Annotated in this window: 24 protein-coding genes; 8 read left to right on the top strand and 16 right to left on the bottom strand. The window is 36.2% G+C overall.

Going from position 1 to position 23278, the window contains the following annotated elements:
- The 4 genes from PLX19_RS05355 to phaR all read right to left on the bottom strand — a co-directional run.
- Positions 1–71 (bottom strand): helix-turn-helix domain-containing protein (locus PLX19_RS05355; protein ID WP_272187482.1); only part of this gene is annotated, 71 nt, incomplete at its 3' end.
- Positions 72–753: 682 nt separating this feature from the next.
- Positions 754–1839: a class III poly(R)-hydroxyalkanoic acid synthase subunit PhaC gene (gene phaC / locus PLX19_RS05345; RefSeq protein ID WP_272187457.1), complete on the bottom strand. Its 1086-nt coding sequence runs from the start codon at positions 1837–1839 to the stop codon at positions 754–756.
- A gap of 83 nt (positions 1840–1922) precedes the next feature.
- Positions 1923–2666, bottom strand: coding sequence for an acetoacetyl-CoA reductase (gene phbB, locus PLX19_RS05340; protein WP_272187456.1), 744 nt, complete (start codon positions 2664–2666; stop codon positions 1923–1925).
- 155 nt (positions 2667–2821) lie between these two features.
- Positions 2822–3289 carry a polyhydroxyalkanoic acid synthase subunit PhaR gene (gene phaR / locus PLX19_RS05335; RefSeq protein ID WP_272187455.1) on the bottom strand — a complete coding sequence of 156 codons (468 nt, stop codon included), beginning with the start codon at positions 3287–3289 and terminating at the stop codon, positions 2822–2824.
- 215 nt (positions 3290–3504) lie between these two features.
- On the opposite strand from phaR, the gene phaQ reads away from it, so the two are divergent.
- The 6 genes from phaQ (at position 3505) to PLX19_RS05305 (ending at position 7644) form a co-directional block, all read left to right on the top strand.
- On the top strand, positions 3505–3954 hold the full coding sequence (gene phaQ, locus PLX19_RS05330) for a poly-beta-hydroxybutyrate-responsive repressor (protein ID WP_272187454.1): 450 nt from the start codon (positions 3505–3507) through the stop codon (positions 3952–3954).
- Positions 3955–3997: 43 nt separating this feature from the next.
- The gene (gene phaP, locus PLX19_RS05325) at positions 3998–4522 is read left to right on the top strand and encodes a polyhydroxyalkanoic acid inclusion protein PhaP (protein ID WP_272187453.1); all 525 of its coding nucleotides are present in this window, start codon (positions 3998–4000) and stop codon (positions 4520–4522) included.
- Between the two features lie 101 nt (positions 4523–4623).
- Positions 4624–5067, top strand: a complete 444-nt coding sequence (locus tag PLX19_RS05320; protein ID WP_272187481.1) for a MaoC family dehydratase — start codon at positions 4624–4626, stop codon at positions 5065–5067.
- A 135-nt stretch (positions 5068–5202) separates the two neighbouring features.
- Positions 5203–5388, top strand: coding sequence for an alpha/beta-type small acid-soluble spore protein (locus PLX19_RS05315; RefSeq protein WP_090915256.1), 186 nt, complete (start codon positions 5203–5205; stop codon positions 5386–5388).
- 386 nt (positions 5389–5774) lie between these two features.
- Complete coding sequence (locus PLX19_RS05310) at positions 5775–6581, top strand: TerC family protein (RefSeq protein WP_272187452.1); 807 nt, start codon at positions 5775–5777, stop codon at positions 6579–6581.
- Between the two features lie 214 nt (positions 6582–6795).
- On the top strand, positions 6796–7644 hold the full coding sequence (locus PLX19_RS05305) for a formate/nitrite transporter family protein (RefSeq protein ID WP_272187451.1): 849 nt from the start codon (positions 6796–6798) through the stop codon (positions 7642–7644).
- Between the two features lie 49 nt (positions 7645–7693).
- On the opposite strand, the gene PLX19_RS05300 is transcribed toward PLX19_RS05305, so the two are convergent.
- The 9 genes from PLX19_RS05300 to PLX19_RS05260 form a co-directional block, all read right to left on the bottom strand.
- A complete protein-coding gene (locus PLX19_RS05300; protein WP_272187449.1) occupies positions 7694–8008 on the bottom strand; it encodes a cyclic-phosphate processing receiver domain-containing protein in 315 nt (104 codons plus the stop codon).
- 12 nt (positions 8009–8020) lie between these two features.
- Complete coding sequence (locus PLX19_RS05295; protein WP_272187448.1) at positions 8021–8731, bottom strand: prepilin peptidase; 711 nt, start codon at positions 8729–8731, stop codon at positions 8021–8023.
- A gap of 113 nt (positions 8732–8844) precedes the next feature.
- A complete protein-coding gene (locus PLX19_RS05290; RefSeq protein ID WP_272187447.1) occupies positions 8845–9555 on the bottom strand; it encodes a LutC/YkgG family protein in 711 nt (236 codons plus the stop codon).
- The gene (locus PLX19_RS05285) at positions 9555–10976 is read right to left on the bottom strand and encodes a LutB/LldF family L-lactate oxidation iron-sulfur protein (protein WP_272187445.1); all 1422 of its coding nucleotides are present in this window, start codon (positions 10974–10976) and stop codon (positions 9555–9557) included. Before PLX19_RS05285 ends, PLX19_RS05290 begins: the two co-directional genes overlap by 1 nt.
- A gap of 18 nt (positions 10977–10994) precedes the next feature.
- Positions 10995–11711 carry a (Fe-S)-binding protein gene (locus PLX19_RS05280; protein ID WP_272187444.1) on the bottom strand — a complete coding sequence of 239 codons (717 nt, stop codon included), beginning with the start codon at positions 11709–11711 and terminating at the stop codon, positions 10995–10997.
- 170 nt (positions 11712–11881) lie between these two features.
- Entirely contained in the window at positions 11882–12571 is a 690-nt protein-coding gene (locus PLX19_RS05275) for a FadR/GntR family transcriptional regulator (protein WP_272187480.1), read from the bottom strand.
- Between the two features lie 264 nt (positions 12572–12835).
- Positions 12836–14224, bottom strand: coding sequence for a sensor histidine kinase (locus PLX19_RS05270; protein ID WP_272187442.1), 1389 nt, complete (start codon positions 14222–14224; stop codon positions 12836–12838).
- Position 14225: 1 nt separating this feature from the next.
- On the bottom strand, positions 14226–14897 hold the full coding sequence (locus PLX19_RS05265) for a response regulator transcription factor (protein ID WP_272187441.1): 672 nt from the start codon (positions 14895–14897) through the stop codon (positions 14226–14228).
- The gene (locus tag PLX19_RS05260) at positions 14894–15865 is read right to left on the bottom strand and encodes a YncE family protein (protein WP_272187440.1); all 972 of its coding nucleotides are present in this window, start codon (positions 15863–15865) and stop codon (positions 14894–14896) included. Before PLX19_RS05260 ends, PLX19_RS05265 begins: the two co-directional genes overlap by 4 nt.
- Before the next feature lie 561 nt (positions 15866–16426).
- On the opposite strand from PLX19_RS05260, the gene PLX19_RS05255 reads away from it, so the two are divergent.
- Positions 16427–17806, top strand: coding sequence for an erythromycin esterase family protein (locus PLX19_RS05255; protein ID WP_272187438.1), 1380 nt, complete (start codon positions 16427–16429; stop codon positions 17804–17806).
- Positions 17807–18481: 675 nt separating this feature from the next.
- Positions 18482–19441 carry a CAP domain-containing protein gene (locus tag PLX19_RS05250; RefSeq protein ID WP_272187437.1) on the top strand — a complete coding sequence of 320 codons (960 nt, stop codon included), beginning with the start codon at positions 18482–18484 and terminating at the stop codon, positions 19439–19441.
- 30 nt (positions 19442–19471) lie between these two features.
- Here PLX19_RS05250 and PLX19_RS05245 read toward each other — a convergent pair whose 3' ends face one another.
- From PLX19_RS05245 to PLX19_RS05235, 3 genes are all read right to left on the bottom strand, one after another.
- On the bottom strand, positions 19472–20392 hold the full coding sequence (locus PLX19_RS05245; RefSeq protein ID WP_272187436.1) for an RluA family pseudouridine synthase: 921 nt from the start codon (positions 20390–20392) through the stop codon (positions 19472–19474).
- Positions 20393–20492: 100 nt separating this feature from the next.
- The gene (locus tag PLX19_RS05240; protein ID WP_272187435.1) at positions 20493–20903 is read right to left on the bottom strand and encodes a histidinol dehydrogenase; all 411 of its coding nucleotides are present in this window, start codon (positions 20901–20903) and stop codon (positions 20493–20495) included.
- Positions 20904–21011: 108 nt separating this feature from the next.
- Entirely contained in the window at positions 21012–23207 is a 2196-nt protein-coding gene (locus PLX19_RS05235) for an MMPL family transporter (protein ID WP_272187434.1), read from the bottom strand.
- Positions 23208–23278: the final 71 nt, after the last annotated feature.

Here is a 23278-nt window from a genome sequence, read left to right as displayed (position 1 = left end):
GTCTTAGCGATTAAAATTTCTTGTTTTTTGTTTGGGTATATACGGAATTTATATGCTTTATTAACAATCATGACTTTCACCTCCTTATGTATATAATTTTAGAGGTGAAGACATAGAAAAACAAACAGTAGTATTACGATTTCCTAACATTCTTTTAGAATTACAAGTAGCACTCAAACAGTCGGACAATCGAGATGGTAAATACCATCCCTTGTCCGAAGGCGATTCATCCCCCACCTACTCATTGGGCTACGCCCTTTACATTCCTTGAGGTGGGAGTATTCTCCCCTATTTTAGATAAATGTCCACTTCACTCCTGGTTTTATAACAAATGGCATGCTTAATAATATAACAGACGCAATCACAGCAATACTATAAAATACAGCGATGAGCTGTACAGGACTTAAACGTTGTAATCATTTTCTAATAGCTTTCATTCCATCACTTCTTTAACTTTTTTTACGGTGAAATACTTTAAAATCCGAACTACTACCAATAATGAGTACATCACATATCATAGCATTTTCCAATATTTCATAACAAGATATAGGCTTTCCTTTCGTTGAAATCGTAGAATCCTTACTGTTTGAATAATAAGCGGTGACTACGCAGACATGGCTCACACATACTTAAGTAAGTAAATGTAGCACCGGCTTAATGTAAAAGCAGTAAGTCCTACTATTCCTCTTTCCCACAAAAAAATCCAGCTAGTTTTCACTAACTGGATTACTTCCCATCTCTCCATATCATTCCCTAGTTTGAACGTTCTTCAAGCCAATTGCCCACTGTCGGATATGTTTGTTTTACCGCTGCTTTGCCATATACAATTGACATATGCCCCGTTGGAATACAGACATACTGCTTATCAACGCTAGAAATATGATCTAACAAAGCTTCCACTTGACATGGAAGTGCAATATGATCGCGTTTCGCAGAAATATTTAATACATTTGCCTTAATATTTTCCAACTTCACCTGTTGGCCGCGAATCACAAGCTCACCTTTCACTAACTTATTTTTTTGATAAAATTCTCGAATCCATTGACGATACGCTTCTCCCGGAAACGGAATCCCGTCTGCAACCCATTTTTGAACTAATCTCCAACTTTCTACAAACTGCTCATTTTCTGAACGATCAAGAAGTGCTACATAAGGACCGACAAAATTTGAAATTGGCTTTAACATTTTATTTCCAAAATCAATCATTTCCGGAGGGATATTTCCAAATGTGTCCACCGCTTTATCTAAGTTAAAATATTTTTCATCTAATAGCGGTCCATATAACCCTGTATCAGAGAAGTCAAATGGGCTCGTCATAAAAATTAAATTACGAATTGGCATATGTGGGTGAAGTGCAGCGTAAATAGAAGTTAATGTTCCGCCCATGCAATAACCAAGCAAAGAAATTTCTTCTGCATTTGCTGTACGCAGTACCTTTTTCACAGCCTTTGCAATGTAATCGAGAACAAAATCATCAAATTTCAAATGACTATCTTCTAAACCAAATGTTCCCCAGTCTAGCATATACACATCAAAACCACGGTCCACTAAATATTCCACTAAGCTATTCCCTGGCGTTAAATCCATAATATAAGGCTTATTAATAAGAGCATAAATTAACAAAATAGGAACAGAATGCGTCTTTTCTTTCTTCGGAATGTAACGATATAACTTCGTCTTATTTTTCGTCCAAATCACTTCTTTCGGCGTTAAGCCTACTTGTGGCTCTGGCTCACGAAGTAACACTTCACTTGCTCTTCTAAAGCGGCGATATGCTTTTCGATATTCCTCTGGATACATCTCTAATTGCTTTTCCCATTCTGCTCTCAATGTTGTCATGTTCACAACTCCTTTATTTTTTATTTCTTTTAGAAAGAAAGAAGTGCATACCTATCATAGACATGCACTTCTTTGTTGTTAGATTACATATATAAACCGCCATTAATATTTAATTGCTGACCTGTAATGTACGCACCATCTCGGCAAAGGTATACAACACCTTTTGCGATCTCATCAGCTTGACCGAAACGTTTCTTTGGAATTTTCGCTACAATTTGCTCACGAACGTTTTCTGGAACTTCCGCTACCATCTCTGTATCAATAAAACCAGGGCAAATCGCATTTACTGTTACATTTGTTCTTGCAAGTTCTAATGCTAATGATTTTGTAAATCCAATCATGCCAGCTTTTGCAGCTGAATAGTTCGTCTGTCCAAATCCACCAGCCTGGCCAATAATAGAAGAGATACTAATAATTCGTCCTTCTTCAGCTTCCGTTATGTATGGAAGTACAGCACTTGTTGTATTAAATACACTGCTTAAGTTCACATCGATAACGCGATCCCAATCTTCACGATTTAACTTTTTAAATGTACGATCTCTCGTAATTCCAGCATTATTAACTAAAATGTCTACTTTCCCAAATTGCTGTACTGTTTCTTCTACAAGACGCTTTGCATCTTCTAACTTAGAAACGTCTGCTTGACAAGCATACACATCATGTCCTTCTTTTGCGAGCTCATTCACAAGGTTCTCCGCAGCATCTTTACTGCTATTGTAGTTAATTACTACCTTTGCACCTTCTGCTGCTAATGCCACTGTAATTGCTTTTCCAATCCCTTTTGCTCCACCCGTTACAATTGCTACTTTTCCATGTAATTGAGCCATTTTTTGCTCCCCCTTTGTTTTAATTTGCGGCTACATGATGGATGGATTTCGCTTAGATGTACACCGCACGATGCATGTATACATTTATAAATAATATATCGTCCTAGAAAGAGATTCTCCCTTCTGCTTTCTGAACGAATATATATTTAACGAAATTATTTTTTTGGGTCTGGTTTTGCTTCTACTGCTGGCACTTGTAATTTTTCTAATATTCCATTCTGTCCTTCTAATAGCTCTAAAATTTTATCTAATTTATTTTCTAACGTCCGAATATCTTGTTTCACCTTTGTTACATCACGTTTTATTGTAGGTGATTGTCCGAGGGATTCTGTATTCTCCTCCAAAAACTCTTCAATATTGTCAACTTTGTTTTCTAAATTAATAACAAGAGAGGCAACTCGTGCAATATCTTCTTGAGTTGGGATATTCACTTTCTCTAAATACCCTTTCGTTGCATCGTTCATCATCTTTTGATAAAACAAGTTCAAATCTAAAACGCTTCCCATCCATGCAGAGTACTCTTCTGTCTTGACTGTTTCACCCAGCGTTTTTCCCCAAAACTTTTCTGTCTGTTCGTAAACTTCCTTCCAAGCTTGTAGTGGATCGAGTTTTTGTTCAATCAATTCTCCTACACTCCTTCATTTTGTTATCAAAATCAATACAAACAATTGAAATAATTCAATCTATTCATTATTTTCTAATATTCTGACTAAAAGTTCAAGGGTGTATTTATTTTTTCTATTTTCAAAAAAGTAATTGACAAAAAATACAGATAAGTGTAAATTGCACATATAAGAAAAAAATTCCAATTAACTGATTCATGAGGTGATGCACAATCATGCTACAAAATGAACCAGAAAAAAAAGAAAGTTTGGAAACGTCCCAAACGAAACAACCAAACTCCATGCCAAAAAACTTCTTAGTACCATTCCTACTTCTCTGTCTTAAAGACTGGAGTCTTCACGGTTACAAACTCATTCAAATGCTAATGGATATTGGCTTTTCTTCTATTGATCAAGGTAATGTATATAGGACTTTGCGAAAGTTAGAAAAAGAAAACCTCATATCTTCCACTTGGGATACAAGTGAAGGAGGTCCAGCAAAACGAATTTATTCTTTAACGGAATATGGAGAGGAATATTTAACTTCATGCGCTACGTCATTTGAACAATACCAAAAGATGCTTCGTACATTTTTTAACCTATACACAAATGCATTCTTTCCATTTTCCACGGTTTCAGTAAAGGATGAAAAGTCTTCATCATCTTCTGGTGATACAGCAGATTAATCTGCGTTCACAATATGTAAAAATTTTATTTGGAGGTCAAGTCATGGAAACGAAACCACACGAACTTGTTGATGCATTCTGGAAAAATTGGTCACACTCTCTTTCCCTTTTCTCATCAGCGGGAAAACAAATGGAACAACTAACATTAGAAACATTGAAACATCAGCAGGAAGCTTTGCATAAATTAACAGAAAGTACAAAAGAAATCGAGAAAGAAATCCAGCAATTTTCAGCACAAGCAAACGCACAATATAATGAATATGTAAAACAACTTTCTGGAAATGCCTTCAATGAACAAATGGATGGATGGCAAGAAAAATGGAATGAACTTTCCAATCATATGCAGCAGCTCACTGTGTCTCCAACAAAAACATCTCTATCTTTACTTTCACAAACAAGCGAACAATTCGAAGAAGCAGTGAAACAACTAATTAGCCAACAACAACAACAACGTAAAGAGGTTCAAAAACAAATGGAAAGTTTTTTAGAAGAATTCAAATCCATGCAACTAGACCTCGTAAAAAAGTTCGAGGAGAACTCAAAAAATCTATTTACTTCCATGAAATAAGAAAGATGTGGCAACTGACTGCAAAAAATACTCTTTCCTTTCTTTCTCCCTTTGCATCTGGATGGCTCACATTTTTCAACATGGAAAAGAAGGAGGAAGAAATGAATCCTTTTCGAGAAGCAGAATCTGTTCATGAGCTTTATTATGATGACATTCACATAGGGGATCAAGCTTCTTTAACAAAAACGATTGCAAACGAGGATATTATTACGTTTGCAAAACTTACAGGCGATGTAAATCCAATTCATCTACTTGATTCTTTTGCCAAAACAACGATGTTTAAAGAACGCATTGCTCATGGTATGCTCGTCTCTAGTTTTATTTCAACAATACTTGGTACAAAGCTTCCTGGAAAAAATACCATTTATTTATCACAAAATATCGCATTCCGTGCCCCCGTAAAGATCGGAGACACACTGCGTGTTGTCGCTGAAGTCATTGAAAAACGCGATGATAAAAGAATTATTACATTACAAACAAACATATATAATCAATACAATAAAGTTGTTGTAGAAGGTACAGCAACCGTTATGAAAAAAGAGTAGTGCTGCTACTCTTTTTTCATTTCATCCAAGAACTGTTAGTCTCTCCGATTACTTCCGCGTATGACTACTAATTAAACACATACAATAACATCATCAGCTGTTATAAGCTGAAAATGAAAAAAGGGGTATTATACTATGGCGAAAACAAATAAACTACTTGTTCCTGGTGCTGAACAAGCACTAGAGCAATTTAAGTATGAAATTGCACAAGAATTTGGCGTAAATTTAGGATCTAACACAGCTGCTCGTTCAAATGGATCTGTCGGCGGTGAAGTAACAAAACGTCTCGTTTCCCTTGCACAGCAACAATTACGTGGATAATAAATAAAATAAAAAATGGATTTGAGGCAGATATTCTCCGCCTCTTTACTACATATGAAATATTCACGCGAAAGTCTTTTAACAGGTTGACAGACCTTACTATTACTTATATAATTTACGTAATAGCATATTTCCGAAGGGGAGTAGCGTCAGAGAAAATATTCTCTGAAACAAAGTCGTCATTACGTGGAATCATATTCCTCCGGCTTTGTTGGCATATTTTATTACATATGTCTAGCAAGACCTTTGCCTATTAACGGCAGAGGTCTTTTTTGCATTCATTTCTAAATTCCTCCGCCGTTGATAGAGCTTATTTTGAGGAAAGCTAAACAATGGGGAATTTTCTTCTTTTTGTTTAGCGCTATACAAACGAGAGGAGAATGTAAATGGAACTATCTTTATTAGTGCAGTATGGTTGGGTATTACTTATTTTAGTCGCTTTGGAAGGAATTTTAGCAGCTGATAATGCACTTGTCCTTGCAATTATGGTAAAACACTTACCGGAAGAAAAACGTAAAAAGGCTTTATTCTACGGACTTGCAGGAGCATTTGTATTCCGCTTTGGATCATTGTTTATGATTTCATTTCTTGTCGATGTATGGCAAGTGCAAGCAATCGGTGCCGTTTATTTAATATTTATCGCTGTTAACCATCTTGTAAAAACGTATGTAAAAAAGAATGCAGCTCATCAAAAAACAGAGAAAAAAGAAACAAAGAAAAAACAAGAAAACTTTTGGTGGACTGTATTCAAAGTAGAAGTTGCTGATATTGCGTTTGCTGTTGACTCTATTTTAGCAGCTGTTGCATTAGCAATGACATTACCGAAAACAAACCTTGGTACAATTGGCGAGCTTGACATCGGACAGTTTGCTGTTATTTTCGCAGGCGGTATGATTGGATTAATTATTATGCGCTTTGCCGCATCCGCTTTCGTAAACTTACTGCAACGTAAACCTGGATTGGAAACTGCTGCATTCATGATTGTAGGCTGGGTTGGTGTGAAATTAGCAGTTTATACGTTAGCTCACCCTGCATTAGGCGTTATTCCACATGGATTCCCAGAATCAACTACTTGGAAAATTATATTTTGGGTTGTATTGCTTGCAATTGGTACAGGTGGTTGGTTCTTATCAAAAGAAACAACTCCAAATGTACAACAAAATTCGAAACAATATAACGAAAAAGCGCTGTAACTTCAGCGCTTTTTCTTTTTTCTTCAAATAGAGGTGGGGTTTCTCAATTATAGAAAATGTATTATATTATACAACATTTTGTTAGCGCTTTCATTAAAAAAGGTGTCCTTTTTGTGAAATATTGAACAAACTTATTGAAAGTGAGCGCAAATACGTGTACTTTAATCATATAAAGAATATTAATAATCGATGTATTGAAGGAGCGTAATGTTTTATGCTAGAACAAGGAGTAGATTACGTTATACAACTTGCAAAGAAAAAGACAAAAATGCTAAATAACAATCCAATGGAATACTTTCTTCGAGCAGCGCTAGCTGGTATCTATATCGGCTTTGTTATTATAGTATGTTTTAAGTTAGGGAATTTTTTTCATGATGCACATTCACCTGCAACATATTTAGCATCTTCTTCATTTTTTGGAGTTGCACTTATTTTAATCATATATGGGGGAGCTGAATTATTTACAGGAAATACAATGTATTTCACCATTTCAACTTTACGAAAAGAAACAACAATTGGTGATACACTTCGCAACTGGGGAGCTTGTTATGTAGGTAACTTAGTAGGGGCAGTATTTTTCGCAGCACTCTTTTATGCAACTGGTATTTTTGAAACGATAAGTCACAATCACTTATTAAATGAAGTTGTCGCAGGAAAAATGGGCGCATCAACCATGCACTTATTTTTCAAAGCTATTTTATGTAACTGGCTCGTTTGTCTTGCCTGTTTCCTTCCTTCTCAAGTAAAAGGAGATACAGCTAAAATACTTGTAATGATGTTTCTTGTATTTGCTTTCTTCTTATCTGGATATGAACACAGCATCGCAAATCTGTCACTATTTTCTATTGCTTTACTTGTTCCACATCCTGATACAATTTCTTTTGCGAATGCAATTCATAACTTAATTCCAGTTACAATCGGTAACATAATTGGTGGATCTGTATTTGTTGGTATGGTGTATCATTATTTGACTAAAACAAAAAGTGAAACAGAATCTGTAAAACCAGAAATCGATTCCGCACAAACTGAAGAAGTTATTCCATTACCAGCACATGTAAAATAAAAAATGCGTCGAAAACAAGCATTCCAGATTGATTGGAATGCTTGTTTTTTTAGTAACTTCCAACACATTTAATAACAATAGACGAAGAAATTTCTCCAGACTCTTTTCCTTTTTGAATCCGATCTAACATATAATGTTGTCCTATCGAATCATTCGTATGCAAATGAATTTCTTCCACATGTAATCGTTCTTGACAAAATGCATCTATGAAATATAACCCATTTCTTTGACGAAATCCCATATTATAATCGATTGATAATGTATATACCTTATTATTTCGAATAAGCTCCAGCGCTTGTTCGACTGTCGTCGCTAATGTAAAGCCACCTGGGCACGGTCTTTGATCATCCATATATACATTCATATTATCCCTCCTCTACATACTGTATGTACATATTGTACCAAGTGCAATAAAAGGTGCAAAGGGAAGTGGTTCTTTATACGTCATCCGTCTAAGCGCAATAAAAATGATAAGAAAACAAAGACCAAATAAGGATGAGAAAAAAAGTGACAACAGTACCGCCTTTGTTCCAACTACAAAACCAAGTAAAGTAAATAATTTCACATCTCCTCCTCCGATTCCTGTTGGATAAATAGCTTGAATGATATATAAGAGCATAAACATAACCATTGCTCCTAATAATCCATCCGACCATAGCAATGGCTGTATAAAATAACGTTCTATTAGAAATAGTCCTGTAAAAAAGCATATAATTTGATTTGGAATTACCATATAAAGAAGATCTGTAATAGAAACAATGAAAAGAAGCGATAACAGCGTCCACGCGATAATCAGCTGCTCATTGAAACCAACAAAAACTGCTGCAAGAAGAAACAATACTCCTGCAATACCTTCAAATACAGGATGAAAATACGAGATTTTTATATTACAGTGCGTGCACCTTCCTTTTTGGATACAAAATGATAAAATGGGGATCAGCTCTTTTAGTTGTAATACATGGGAACAATGAGAACAGTGTGAGCGCGGTTTTATAATGGAATATCCGAGCGGAATTCGATAAGCAACAACGTGATAGAAAGAGCCTAATATCAAACCAGTGAAAAAAGCATATACATATAATAGCATTTTATCCTCCCCTTTCGCGCCTAGTATAACAGGAAAAGGTAACATATTGTATTTTCAAAAATGTATCTTTCTCCATAAAAAAAACAGGCCCTTATTAGGCCTGTTTTTCCATTTTATACAACAAAATAAAATGCTTTTAATGGTCCATGTACACCAACGACAAGGTTCATTTCAATGTCAGCAGAGTTACTTGGCCCTGTAATAAAATTAATACAAGAAGCCGGTGCTTCTCCATTTTCTACACGTGTATTCAAATCACGTACCGCTTGTGTAATACGCGGCACGATTGTTTCACGTGGAATAATCGCTACATAAATAGTCGGTAAAAAGTGCAAAGATCGTCCTCTTCCTTTATGACTTTGCACGACAATTGTACCGGATTCCGCTAATGTATAATCACTAAAGGAAATTCCGATATTTGCCTTTTCCGCTAACTTCATGTTTTCTTCTTTCTTTGCTGGATCCCAAGTATTTACTTCTACGTTTTCACTTGGAAGTTCCGCTTCAAATAATTGCTCCAATCCATACTCTTCAAAACGATCATCTTGAGATAGCATAATTGGTCCGCCGCCGTTTTCAGTGACAACTTTCTTAATTGCAGCACTTAATTCAGCTTGATTTGTTTCAATAACAGTTGTATGAATGTTGTTACATTGTTTCTTAAATACTTCTAATAGTTCTTCTGACGAGTAATCATTTAACGTTTCTACATTCACATTATTTTTCCATACTGGACGCTGTACCCCTTCTGTTTTCCGTTCACGTCCAAGCTGTTTTGCGATATTTTCCAAAAATGCATCGCGGTTTTGAATCTTTCCTGCCATTAGTTATTCCCGCCTTTCTTATGCTCTTTATACCAATCACGGAATCTTTCTTTGCTTGGCGCTGGGAATTCACGAATTTCCGTCCAATTTTTAAGCGGTCCCACACCTTTAGAAACCCGGTTTCCGGATGTGAATGGGCTCATTGCAGCTGGCGCCATTTTCGATCCCATTTTGTATAAAGCCGCAGAAGAAGCGCCCATACTAAACATCTTCATCGCAAGTTTTTCTGCAAGCGGTGCACGTCCTTCTTTTTCCACGATTACTTGGCGGTGTTTTAATAACAAGTCATGTAATGGAATTTTTACTGGACAAGCTTCTGTACATGCCCCGCATAAACTAGATGCATATGGAAGTTCTTTATAATCATCGTAGCCACCTAAAAGCGGTGTTAATACCGCACCAATTGGCCCAGGATAAATGGATCCGTAAGAGTGACCACCAACATGACGATAGACCGGACATACATTGATACATGCCGCACAGCGAATGCATTGCAGTACTTCACGGAACTCAGAACCTAAAATTTCAGAACGTCCATTATCTACAACAACTAAATGGAACTCTTCTGGTCCATCAATTTCGTCTTCTTGAATTGGTCCTGCTACAGTTACATAACTTGTTAGTTTTTGACCAACAGCACTACGACAAAGTAAGCCGACAAGAACATCGAGCTCTTCCATCGTTGGAACCATACGCTCCATACCCATTACCGCAATTTGTGTTTTCGGAATAGACATAACAAGATCTGCGTTCCCTTCATTTGTTACTAAACAAAGAGAACCTGTGTTAGCAACTGCAAAGTTACATCCTGTCACTCCGATTTCTGCATCCATAAATTTTTCACGAAGAATTTTACGAACAAACTTCGTCATCTCATATGGATCATCGGAGTTTTCATATCCTAATTTTTCTTTAAATACATCACGTATTTGCATTCTATTTTTATGAAGTGCTGGCGCAACAATATGAGATGGCGGATCATTGTCTACCTGCAAAATATACTCCCCTAAGTCACTCTCAACAACTTCACAACCGATTTCTTGAAGGACATGGTTCATACCAATCTCTTCTGTTACCATCGATTTTGATTTGACAATTTTTTTCGCTTGTTTCTTTTCAGCTACTTGTTTAATATATTCAGCCGCCTCTTCCTTCGTTTTCGCAAAGAAAACATGGCCGCCTCGTTTTGATACATTTTCACTCAGTTGCATTAAATAATAATCTAAGTTTTCTAGCGTATGCTGACGAATTTGTTCACCAAGCTCACGCCATTCTTCCCAGTTACCTAGCTCCTCAGCTGCTTCTAAACGTTTTGTGTATAAACGCGTTTGTGCGGATGATACTGCTCCGCGCATAAACGAATCTTGAAGATTTTCACCAACACGATCATTAAATTTTTTATCACTTGTTTTCATAGACATAGCTTACTTCCCCCTTCATCAGCGGCTATTCAATACTTCAGCAATATGCATTACTTTCACATTTTTCCCCAAACGCTCGATACGCCCGCCAATGTTTAACAAACACCCACAGTCCGCTCCAATTAAATAATCAGCACCTGTTTCCATGACACTATCCACTTTTTCATCTACCATCTGTTCAGAAATTGGCGTCATTTTTACTGAGAAAGTTCCTCCAAAACCGCAACAATTTTGTACATTTGGTAGTTCTCTCACCTCTAAGCCCTTCACATTTGATAATAAAATGCCTGGAGCTTCCTTTACTCCTAGTATACGCGTCATATGACAAGATTTATGGACCGTTGCTACGCCATCCAAACGAGCACCAACGTCAGTAACTTTTAACACATCAACAATAAATTGTGTCAGTTCGTATGTTTTTTCAGCCACTTTTTTCGCACGTGGTCCCCATTCTGGATCATCTTTAAATACATGTGGATACTCGTGAAACATTGTCGCACAAGAACCGGAAGGTGTAACGATATACTCAGCATTTTCAAATGTGCTAATCATATGCTTCATTGCTTCTTTTGCCGCTTCTACATGGCCGCTATTATAAGCAGGCTGTCCACAACAAACTTGTGCTTCCGGAAATTCAATTTCACAACCTAATCGCTCTAAAATTTCAACCGTCGCTTTGCCGACATTTGTTTCAAACATATCGACTAAGCATGTAACAAACAATGTAACTTTCATATTATAGTTCCCCCTCATTTCAACTCAGCCAATATTCATATGGTCATCAGATGATTTGTTAAAAAAGAAAGAATTGAGACATCAACTGCTCATATTCATTCTCTCTTTAGAAAACGCTTACTTATACTTTCTCTATTTTATCGAATACAGAAAGTTTTAAAAGCATAAAATTACGAATTTGTTTCGTCATTGCCTGTGACCATACGCTCTACATTCGTTAGGTGATTTTGCATCGCTTGCTGCGCTGCTGCAACATCATTCTTTAACACTGCTTCATAAATTTTCCGATGCTCTTCTAGAAGTCGTTCTGCTGTTGTTTGTTCACCATATAAAATAATTCGTCTTGTTTCACCGATTGTTTCAGCAATCATTTCAGAGACATGGTTCATTAATTCTAACAAAATATTGTTATGTGAAGCTTCTGCAATTGCCATATGGAAATGAAAATCTGCTTTTTCACCAGCTTGTTCATCTCCGACCCCTTTTTGCATCTCATCTAACCAACGCTGCATATTATGTAAGTTTTCTTCTGTACGTTTTAATGCTGCCGCACCAACTGCTCCTACTTCTAGCACTTTTCGCACTTCCAATAAATTCACAATATCTTCTTGTTTCATTAGCAAAGTCGTATTTAATGATGATGTTAAAGAAGAGGCAGAAAAATTCTTCACATATGTACCTTCACCTTGTTTCATCTCAATTAAGCCCATTGCTCGCAATGCGCTTAACGCTTCACGCACAGCAGACCTGCCAACTTGAAACTGCTCTGCCAATTGATGAACAGGAAGAAGTTTGTCACCAGGCTTTAATGTACCATTTTTAATCATTCCTAAAATGGCTTCCGATACTTCTTCGTAAATTTTTTTTGGTTTAATAGATTTGTATTCCAGTTGTATCACCCCAGTATCATCCAAACAACAATGACAACAATTTATCCCGCGCTAACGGGCAGTAAAGCTCTCACCTCAAGATTCTGATTAGTGAAAAAAGATAGGCAAGCGATACCTACTGCAAGTTTCACTTTATACAGAAAATAGCATCCATATCTATTTTAGAACTAAACGCGCAGAAGTACAAACATTTTGTTCATAAAATAGACAAAAATAGTTATTTCTATCTTTTCATTATGAAGAAATATCTGGTAAATAAATCAAAATCGTCGTTCCTTTTCCTTCTTCACTTTCAATTTGCCATGTTCCATCGTGAATGTGCACAATTTGTTTTACAATTGCAAGTCCTAGTCCCGTTCCACCGTTATGACGACTTCTCGCTTTATCGACTCGATAAAAACGTTCTCCTAACTTGTCGAGATGTTCGGCGCCAATGCCAACCCCAGTATCTTTAATTTGCAATTTACATTGCCCTGGTTGTTGCTCTAATTGGACAAGTATAGTACCATTCTCACCTGTGTACCGAATCGCATTATCTATGATGTTATGAAGCACTTGTTGCATCCTGTCTTCATCAATATTGACAATGACATCTGGATCAAGAGTTGTCTGCAATGTAATTTGCTTTTCTGTCACTTGTAATTCATATGTCTCTAGTACATCTTCAATTAACTGTGCAAATACAATAGGCTGCTTCTTAAGTGGAAAACGTTCTCCTTCAAGTTGCGCTAAATCTAACAAATCATGAACAAGTCGCTGCATACGTCCTGCCTCTTTATGAACAAGCTGAGTAAATTTTAATTGCTGCTCTCCTTTTGCTACACCGTCAATAATTGCCTCGCTATATCCTTTAATATAACTAAGTGGAGTTCGCAGCTCATGTGACACATTTGCTAAAAATTCTTTTCGCTGTACATCCTCTTCTTCTAGTGCCCTTGCCATCTTATTAAATGCTTTACCAAGCCGTCCAATTTCATCTTCTGATGAAATTGTAATTCGCTGTGAAAAATCTCCCTTTGCCATATAATTCGCAACGCGTTCCATTTGTGAAAGGGGCTTTGTAATGGCAATGACAATCTTTCGACCAATCCATACAGTTAACACAATCATGACAAGAGCAAGAGGTGCTAAAATGAGTCCCATTTCATAAATTAAATCTTTAATGCTCTTTAAAGGAATATAAGAATATACAATACCGACCAATTTTTTATTGTCTAATACAGGAATAACGACACCCATAATGTTACGCTTAAAATGTTCTTCGTATCCCATCTTTGTAATCGTCTTTCCTTCTAATAATGATTGCCGATCATCCTCGCTAATAATGGAATTGTAATGAACATCAAAAGGAAGACATGCACTTAAATCGCGCGGATTATTCACAAACAATACATCGGCACTCGCAATTTTATCGAATGATTTTACTCTTTCTTCAAATACATCTACAGGTTCATCTGCTCTATATTGCGCAACAAGACGGTTTCCCTCTGCTTTTAATGTGTCTTCAATATTTTGGACATATAATTTTTCATATGAATACAATGAAACAAAATATAAAAACGAAACTGTAATACAAACCGCACACGCAATGGTCAGCCATAACTTTTGTACCATCGTAAACATCTTACACCTCAAATTTATAGCCTACACCCCAAACCGTTTGAATACAATTCCCACGTTCTCCAAGCTTTAAGCGCATTGTTTTCACATGCGTATCAACTGTTCGAGTGCTACCGGCATAATCATATCCCCAAACTTTTTCAAGCAACTGTTCCCGGCTAAATACTTGGCCGTTATGTTGACAAAGAAAATAAAGTAAATCAAATTCTTTCACAGTTAATGAAATACCTTCCCCATTTATTTCAACGCGGCGACTTTTCTCATTAATAACAACTGGTCCAAACTCTATTTCCTCTTGTTCTTCATATTTCGTATATCTCCTTAATACCGCTTCCATACGTGCAATTAATTCTCCCGGACTAAATGGTTTCACAATATAATCATCTGCTCCTGTACGCAGTCCATTTACGCGATTCCATTCCTCTCCTTTTGCTGTCAAAAAGATAATCGGAATATCAGATGTTTTTCGGATTTCTTTACAAACCGTAATCCCATCCATTTCTGGCATCATGATATCCAAAATAACAAAGTCAAAGTTTTCTATTTCCAGCATGTGCAGCGCCTGTTTTCCGTTTTCAGCTTCTTTCCACTCATAACCAAAGTTGTCCAAATACATACCAACAAGTTGCCTCATATCACTTTCATCATCAACAAGTAATACTTTATACTTACTCATTTCTTCTCCCCTACTCTTTGCGTAAATTGAAATGGCCCTTTACCAACTGAAATCGTCTGCTTTATTTTCATTTCATTTAAATCTAAAACATACACTTCATCGCTATCATAGCTTGCAACATACCCTTCACTACCCATTTTCCAAAATGCAAATGGATTCGAGCCTACTTCAAGGGATCCTACTTCTTTATATGTTTTTCCATCAAATTTTCTCAGCGTATTCGACCCGTGACTAAGTACATAAATAAATTGTTGATCTGTAGACAGATTGATCGGCATAAATGGTGCATGTAACGATTGTAACATTTGCCCATCTTGTACAGAATACTCGAGAACTTTTTCATTTACTTGTTTCCCGTCACCATGCCCACCAATAAATATGTTCTTTCCATCACCGCTAAGAAAAGCACCTGTTGAAGCTGGTGGAATCATAAAAGAATTCACAACCTTCTTTTGTTTCACATTAATACTAGACAATTTCGTATCATAAAAATTAAGAACATATAACATATCATGATGTTGGACCATCGTCAGCGGACCCTTCCCAACCGAAATGCTCTCTGTTTCTTTTCCATTAGTTGTGAACAAACGAATTTTCTGTTGATTTTGATCTGCAACGAACAGCTCTTTTCCATTTTCAGATAATAATATATTGGCTATCCCTTTTCCTGTATTCCATTTTTCAAGCTGCTTTCCATCTTTCAAAGAATATACATATATATACTCAAGCTGTTTTCCATACACAAGTAAGCGATTCTTGTCAGGTAACAACGTGGTTCCCGTAATAGCTTCATTTACATGCCACGTTGTAATTGTTTTTTTCGTATCAGTATCAATAAAACTAATACTTCCTTCTTTTATATTTGTCGTTATAAGAAGCGATTTTTTCGGATCAATAGATTGATACGCTCCTCCCTTGCACCCTGTAAGTAATAGTACGATACAAAGTGAAATAAGCCACCTTTTCAAAAGATTACCTCCATTATGGACAGTTTCGTTATACTTGTAAAATAGCAGATAATTGTGAGGAAAGTGTGAATTTTTTTTCTTACTATTTAATATATAAATATAAATTGAAAAATGAAAATAAAAAACCCCTTTTCTCAAGGGGACGAGAGCAGATCATACTTATCATAGCAGCTCCTTCTTACAATTCCACTCATATATCTGCTGTTTTCATCAATATATCGGTGCTTCAACACATAGAGTGCACTAGAAGGAGCTGACAAAATTCCGTTTTCTGGTCAACTCCCATGTCCATCAAGTTAAGATTTTGAAGTACTCCCAAAACAAAAATTTTATCTCTTCATAGTTGTCCATGGGAATTCTGTTTGTTTTTTCGTTTTAGAGAACAATGTATTTCTTAACTTGATGACGATGGGTCTGTACCCCTAAAGGATATTTTTAATTCTTTTAATATTAATATTGTTCAGAATATACATATGTATTATTATAAATAATGGTATATTAGTAAATTTTCGGTACATGTTCTATTCAATCTCTAAAAATATAATTCTTGGAGGCGTTGTTGTGCGTAAAAAATGGAAAACCGGGCTAATGAGTACGCTTCTTGCCTGTACTACCTTCACATCTGTAGCATTTGCAGCAGAAAAACCTGTCGATCAACCCAAATGGGAGGAATGGCTAAATGGACATACAAAAAGATTAAATGAACCCACTTCCCAAACAACAGAAGATTTATCTTTTCTAAAAGATGCCATAAAAGATAAGCGTATTGTTGTACTTGGCGAAAGTACGCATGGAGCGAAGGAAATGAATCAATCCAAAATACGTATGATTAAGTACTTACATGAGGAAATGGGATATGATGTAATTGCATTTGAATCAGGATTTGCAGAAGCAAGTACGGTTCAACAAAACTTTGATAACTTAACCGCTACTGAAGCTATGAAACAATCTTTAGAAGGTGTATGGCAAACAGAGGAAGTTGAACAATTGTTTATCTATATGAAAGAACAAAAAGAAAAAGGAAAGCCACTGACATTAGCTGGTTTTGATATAAATTTGTTTTATAGATCTTCATTCCACTCGTATGCGAAAGACTGGTTGCAAAAATTAAGTCCTGAAGTGGCGAGTGAACTAGATGTAGCAGTAACAGAGTTAATCAAACTGGATAAGTATTATTATAATTTAGAAGGTGGGTATCCTTATGACCAATATAAAGTAGAAATACAGCCCATAATCAACAAGTTTGAAAACGTAAAAGCTTTTATTGAGACTCATAAAACCGAATTGACTCGAGTTGCACCTATCCCTACTTATGACGTAAATTTTCTTGAAAAATCAATCAATATACGTATTGATGCGATTAAAACACACCTAGATAGTTATATGAAATTAAAAGGAGGTATTATCCCTTCTAACATTGCAGGATTCTCAGAATATGTTCGAGATCAAAAAATGGCTCAAAACTTAGCATGGCTCACTGAGATGCAATATAAAAACAAAAAAATAATTGTATGGGGACATAATTATCATATTCGAAAACAAAATTCGAAAATGATATTAGATTATACCAAGTATCAACAACACAATTTTGTATGTCCTAATATGATGGATTTTCTTCCGCAGCGCATTAAAAACCAAATGTACACAATTGGAGTATTTGCGTATAGTGGGAGCAGTTGGAACGCTGAAAATAACAAAATTGTTCCTGTACATACAGAACATGAAGAACAAAGTGTAGAAAAAATAATAAGCACCGTTGGAAGTCCAAATGTCTTTGTAAACTTACAGGGAGAAAGCAACCGACCAGAAACGTCATGGATGTTTACCCCAACTGCAGCAAGTTATTGGGGGGACAAAGATAGAGAAGAAATCATGATTCCTACCGAACAATATGATGGCATTCTATGGTTAGAAAAGACTTCGCCTTCTGTTCTTAAATAAAAGAAAGAGCATCCTTTCGTATTAAGGATGCTCTTTTTCCTTTCATGATTGTACGTAAACAACATTCGATGTGGTACAACCTCACATGCCCATCAAGCTCATATTTTGAAGTATCCCCAAAACGAAAATTCATATCACTACAACAGTTATTTATGAGAATTAGGCCCACCTTTTTCGTTTTTGGAGAACAATTAATTTCTTAGCTTGATGGCAATGTGGTCAACTCCCTCTCAATATGAAAACGGACGTACCTTTCTCAATTAAAGATACGCCCGTCTTTTTTGTAGTCTACAACATTAAAAATATGTTACTGTATACTAAAAAAGAACGACAAAAAGATTACAATTGTGTTAAAAACAATCCATAATATCCCTCTGTTTTCTCCTATAAACGTTAGTGTTATCCCATTCTCCTCCCTTTAAGGTAGAAAATATATCCAATTATCGCTGTTACTCTTCCTCTATTAAAATATTAACTATCCCTTATGACGTCTAATATTTCGTTATTTTGTTCCCTTTAAGTAGTTAGGATAAAAAAGGAAATCTTGCAACCTATGAATTTTTTTCCAACTTTTTTTCGACAAAATCTGTGCTACGATGATGGTGTCAATCAAACAGGTAGGCAAAAACAAAACTGTTTGATAATAAATCTATACTTACATGGGGGACAATTGTAATGAAAAAACGTGCTTTACTATCTGTAGTAGCAGCAACTGCTCTTACTCTTGGAGTATCAACACATACTGCGAAAGCAGAAACAATGCAACCATCAACACCTAAAGTTCAAAATATTTCGCATTCTCCGTTATTTATGCAATATATGAATCAACAAGACTTTCAATCTTTCTTAACATCTCTTCTTAATTCATATGCAAAATGGAATGCGGGTGCTTTCCAACCAGGCAACTGTGTTATTCCTGGTCAACCAACTTACACAACAATTACAACTCCTTGGGGAAACATTGTAATTACAAACCCAGTTAACAACAATGAAGCAACTAAGCCAGAAGAAAAACCAGTTGATAACAACTCAGCAGCTAAGCCAGAAGAGAAACCTGCTGACAACAATCAAATAACTAAACCAGCTGATAAACCTGTTGATAACAACCAAGCAACTAAGCCAGCTGATAAACCAGCTAACAAACCTGCCGACAACAACCAAGCAACTAAGCCAGCTGATAAACCAGCTAATAAACCTGCCGACAACAACCAACCAACGAAACCAGCTGATAAGCCTGCTGAAGAGTCGAAAGGTTCATTAAGCGCATTTGAACAAAAAGTTGTTGACTTAACAAATGCTGAACGTACAAAACAAGGTTTACCAGCATTAAAAGTGGACACTGAGCTAAGTAAAGTAGCACGTATTAAATCAGAAGATATGCAGAAAAATCATTACTTCGATCACACTAGCCCAACATACGGTTCTCCGTTTGATATGATGAAACAGTTTGGTATTTCATATAAATCTGCTGGTGAAAATATTGCACAAGGACAACGCACTCCTGAAGAAGTTGTACAAGCTTGGATGAATAGCGCCGGTCACCGTGCAAATATTTTAAATAGCGGATACACACATATTGGTGTTGGTTACGTAGAAAACGGGAACTACTGGACACAAGAATTTATTTCGAAGTAATAGAAATAGAGCCTTCTAAGAAGGCTCTATTTATTTTGTATTCATACAAGAATGTAAAACACGAGAAAAATCATGAGGAAGAGGTACTTCTGCTTCAATTTGCTGTTTTGTAATTGGGTGTAACATTGTAATATGAGCAGCATGCAATGCTTGACGAGAAAGGAGCCTTGCCTTACCGCCATACAATACATCGCCAATAAGCGGATGACCAAGATAACTCATATGAACGCGTATTTGATGCGTTCTTCCTGTTTCTAATTGAACTTTAACAAGCGTTACGTTACTCTCTTTCGAATATTGTACGACCTGGTAATGTGTTACAGCACGGTCACCTTGGGGAGAGACACGACGTCTTGATGCATGATGACGATCTCGTCCAATTGGAGCATCTATTGTCCCCCGCTTCTTTTGTACTTTCCCTTCAACAAGTGCCATATATGTTCTCTTAATTTTACGCTCTGTTAATAATCGGTCCATAATCACACCGGCTAAAGCGTGCTTTGCAAAAACGACTCCACCTGTCGTGTCCTTATCTAATCGGTGAATGTGACGCACCTTTGTTTCAATTCCTTGCATTTGTAAATGAAAGGCTACATAGTTTGCTAACGTGGCTGTCCCGCCTTTATTGGCAGGATGTGTGTCTACTTGAATGGGTTTATTAACAATTAATACATGATCGTCTTCATATATAACTTCTATATCATAAAACTCCGGTTCTATATCATACTCTTCTTGCACAAACATATGAACTTGCAATTTATCTTCTTTTTGCAGTTGTTCACTCCACCGTTTTCCTTCTCCATTCACAAGAATACTTTTTTCCATACGATATTTGTGTAATAATTTTTTGGGAACTTGCCATTCTTCTTTCAAAATAGAATCTATCGTTCGTCCAGCCCATTCAGCAGGAACCGTAATTTCACACCATTCTCCCATTTTCTTCACTTTCATATCATCACCTTATTTCTATTCATTTTCTTATTGTAACGGAAAATCACTTCTCTTGCATAACGAAAGACAGTTCGCACTTGAACTGTCTCTCATTATCACTTTATGCATGAATCCTTTTCATTTCCTGCAACATTTCTTCCGCTTTTCTTTCATATGATAAATCTTGAAAAAATTCAGCTAACCGCTTGTAATCATTATAAGCATCTAATAATTGGTCTATCGTTTTATGATTATTTTTTTGCAGCGGTGTTTTTAGCTTAACAGGATAACGATATTCCCCCATATCACGAATTTTATAATACTCCTCTTCTACTTGAATCACTTTCACAAGCTCACCTTCTTCTGCATCGAGTGTATATCCATCAAACTCGCGTAGTAATTCATAAATAATATGTGTCTCTTTTGAATAAAAACCTTTTTCTAACCGATAGCCGACAATGCGATACATATGCCCATCATTTTCACCAAACTGTACAGTATCATTCAATTTAAATTTAAAATAACGAAACATTGCCTTTCCCCCACTCTTATATGTAATCTCCTTATCTCATACTATTCGCTAAAAAGGGGGAAAGCTATTCATATAAGTAGCTCTCACCTACTAGATGAGAGCTACTTATTAATGCGTGTTTTTCTGTTTCTTTTTGCTGAACGGAAGCCACCAGTTCCACTCACCAAACATTTTCATTAAACTTGGTACAAGAATTAATCGAATAATAGTTGCATCAAGGAATATGGCTAGCGCAACGCCAAGCCCCATCTGTTTCACTGGCAAAATATCAGTAAAAGCAAATGCACCCGTAACAACAATCATAATTAATGCCGCTGACGTAATAATCCGGCTTGTTGACACTAATCCTTCTAGCGTTGCATAATCGTTATCTCTCGTCTCTCCGTATAATTCATGAATACGTGAAATAAGAAATACTTCATAGTCCATACTTAATCCAAATACTAATCCAAAGATAAAAATCGGCAATACAAATAATACCGAGCTTTGTTCTAATCCAAAATGACCTCCTTCAAAAAGCCAAATGACAATGCCGATGGTAGCACTTAAACTAAGTACATTCATCACAATTGCTTTAATTGGAATCAGGAGCGAACGAAATGCTAATAACAATATCAAAAACGTTGATGCAAAAATAACAGACATCCCCACAACAACTTTATCTTTAATTTCATCTTCTAATTCTTGCTGGAAAGTTGTCATTCCACCTAAATAATAGGTTACCCCTTCTGTTTTATAGTTTTCTTTACAATCTCGGACCCATTGCTTTGCTTTTTCTGTTCTTGGTTTTGTATCTAGAGCAATTCCAATCGTTGTCTTATTCCCTTTCACGTAAGCCTCTAATGCCGGCTCTACTTGTGCACGATTTGGCGATTGCAACATTGCTGTCAGCTGTTCTGCAGACATATTTCCAAGTTGTTCATATAAACTTTTCACTTCATATACATCTTTATCATTCTTTAGTTTCTGCACAACCTTTTGTAGCGTTTGTAAATTCTCTTTTTCTGTTACATTTCCTTTTGTCTCTATGACGAGCGTCACATCTGCATGAGTTTTTACCGTTTTATTAAATGCGTCCTCATAACGTTCAAAAGCAATACGTGCCTCACTTTTCTCAGGCAATGCTTCTACACCAGGAAACTGTAAATCCGCACCTCGAAGCGGCAATAAACAAACGATAATAAATGTAAATACAGTAATGGTCATCACAATTGGATATTTCATTACAAACTGTGCAAATTTACGCCACATCGGTGCTGTGCGCTTAACATTTTGGTTCTTTCCTAATATACGTTTCCCCATTAAAGCTAACAGTGCTGGAAGCATCGTCAGTGAAAATAAAATACTCATGATTACGACAATCATCCCACTAATTGCGACGGCTTGAATATAATCAATTTTGAAAAAGAACAAACCGGACAAACCGACAAATACACATAAACCTGAAAAAATAATGGCGCGTCCCGCCGTTTGATAAGTAACCATAATCGCTTCTTTAACAGAACGATGTGCCAGCTCTTCTCGGAAACGATTCACAAATAAAAGAGCAAAATCAATGGATAAAGCTAGCCCAATCATCGGCGCCACATTCAGCACAAAAATAGAAAGTTCCTTTTGTTCTCCTACAAAATATAAAATTCCCATCGTACTAATGACACTTAGCGCTCCATTTAAAATAGGCAAAATCGATGCAAACAAGCTGCCAAAAGAAAGCAATAACACTAAAAACGCAATCGGCAATCCAATCATTTCTGCTACTTTCAAATCATTTTGTGTTCTCGTATTGATTTCATCATTAATAACCGGATATCCAGTTGGAGATATTTTGACCTCCCCGTTACTTTCTTTTTGAATATCCTTTACAAATGCTAATGTTTTTTCCTTCCGCTCTTTACTTGTTTTCCCGGAAAATAAAATTGAGGCATAGGCAATATCTTCCTTCAGCATTGTTTTATTTCCTATCGGCTCATGAAAAGACTCGTAAGTTTCTTCTCTTTGAATTTTTTTTACGACCTCATCAATTCTCTCGATAAACTGTTGCTGAGATACACCTTTCTCTTTTTGAAAGACGAGTAACAGTGTATCTTGCGACTGTTTAAAATCTTTGTCTAATATCTCTTTTGTCGTTAAATAATCACCTTGTGTTTGAAATCCATCTCCGCCTAATACACCAGGAAGCTTCGGTGCAAATATCCCAAGTAGCGCAGCTAGCAAAATTAATAGCGCAATCGTTGTATATCGAAATCGATATAACAAAGCGCCAATTTTTCCCCACGTATCTACTTTATGTACAGTAGTTTTCACAAAGTCTCACCTACTCCTCTTCTCGTATTCTTTCTCTTAGTGTATCATATTCACTCTCTCACTCATGAAAA

The sequence above is a fragment of the Bacillus sp. BP-3 genome (assembly GCF_028401955.1).
GTDB lineage: Bacteria > Bacillota > Bacilli > Bacillales > Bacillaceae_G > Bacillus_A.
The sequence above is the reverse complement of the archived record's forward strand: the minus strand, read 5'-3'. Positions and strand labels throughout refer to the sequence as shown.

Bases quoted from the DNA above. Each gene is read 5' to 3' on its own strand.
- phaC (WP_272187457.1), bottom strand. From the start codon at position 1,839: ATGACAACATTGAGAGCAGAATGGGAAAAGCAATTAGAGATGTATCCA.
- phbB (WP_272187456.1), bottom strand. From the start codon at position 2,666: ATGGCTCAATTACATGGAAAAGTAGCAATTGTAACGGGTGGAGCAAAA.
- phaQ (WP_272187454.1), top strand. From the start codon at position 3,505: ATGCTACAAAATGAACCAGAAAAAAAAGAAAGTTTGGAAACGTCCCAA.
- phaP (WP_272187453.1), top strand. From the start codon at position 3,998: ATGGAAACGAAACCACACGAACTTGTTGATGCATTCTGGAAAAATTGG.
- PLX19_RS05320 (WP_272187481.1), top strand. From the start codon at position 4,624: ATGAATCCTTTTCGAGAAGCAGAATCTGTTCATGAGCTTTATTATGAT.
- PLX19_RS05315 (WP_090915256.1), top strand. From the start codon at position 5,203: ATGGCGAAAACAAATAAACTACTTGTTCCTGGTGCTGAACAAGCACTA.
- PLX19_RS05310 (WP_272187452.1), top strand. From the start codon at position 5,775: ATGGAACTATCTTTATTAGTGCAGTATGGTTGGGTATTACTTATTTTA.
- PLX19_RS05305 (WP_272187451.1), top strand. From the start codon at position 6,796: ATGCTAGAACAAGGAGTAGATTACGTTATACAACTTGCAAAGAAAAAG.
- PLX19_RS05300 (WP_272187449.1), bottom strand. From the start codon at position 8,008: ATGAATGTATATATGGATGATCAAAGACCGTGCCCAGGTGGCTTTACA.
- PLX19_RS05295 (WP_272187448.1), bottom strand. From the start codon at position 8,731: ATGCTATTATATGTATATGCTTTTTTCACTGGTTTGATATTAGGCTCT.
- PLX19_RS05290 (WP_272187447.1), bottom strand. From the start codon at position 9,555: ATGGCAGGAAAGATTCAAAACCGCGATGCATTTTTGGAAAATATCGCA.
- PLX19_RS05285 (WP_272187445.1), bottom strand. From the start codon at position 10,976: ATGTCTATGAAAACAAGTGATAAAAAATTTAATGATCGTGTTGGTGAA.
- PLX19_RS05280 (WP_272187444.1), bottom strand. From the start codon at position 11,711: ATGAAAGTTACATTGTTTGTTACATGCTTAGTCGATATGTTTGAAACA.
- PLX19_RS05270 (WP_272187442.1), bottom strand. From the start codon at position 14,224: ATGTTTACGATGGTACAAAAGTTATGGCTGACCATTGCGTGTGCGGTT.
- PLX19_RS05265 (WP_272187441.1), bottom strand. From the start codon at position 14,897: ATGAGTAAGTATAAAGTATTACTTGTTGATGATGAAAGTGATATGAGG.
- PLX19_RS05250 (WP_272187437.1), top strand. From the start codon at position 18,482: ATGAAAAAACGTGCTTTACTATCTGTAGTAGCAGCAACTGCTCTTACT.
- PLX19_RS05245 (WP_272187436.1), bottom strand. From the start codon at position 20,392: ATGAAAGTGAAGAAAATGGGAGAATGGTGTGAAATTACGGTTCCTGCT.
- PLX19_RS05240 (WP_272187435.1), bottom strand. From the start codon at position 20,903: ATGTTTCGTTATTTTAAATTTAAATTGAATGATACTGTACAGTTTGGT.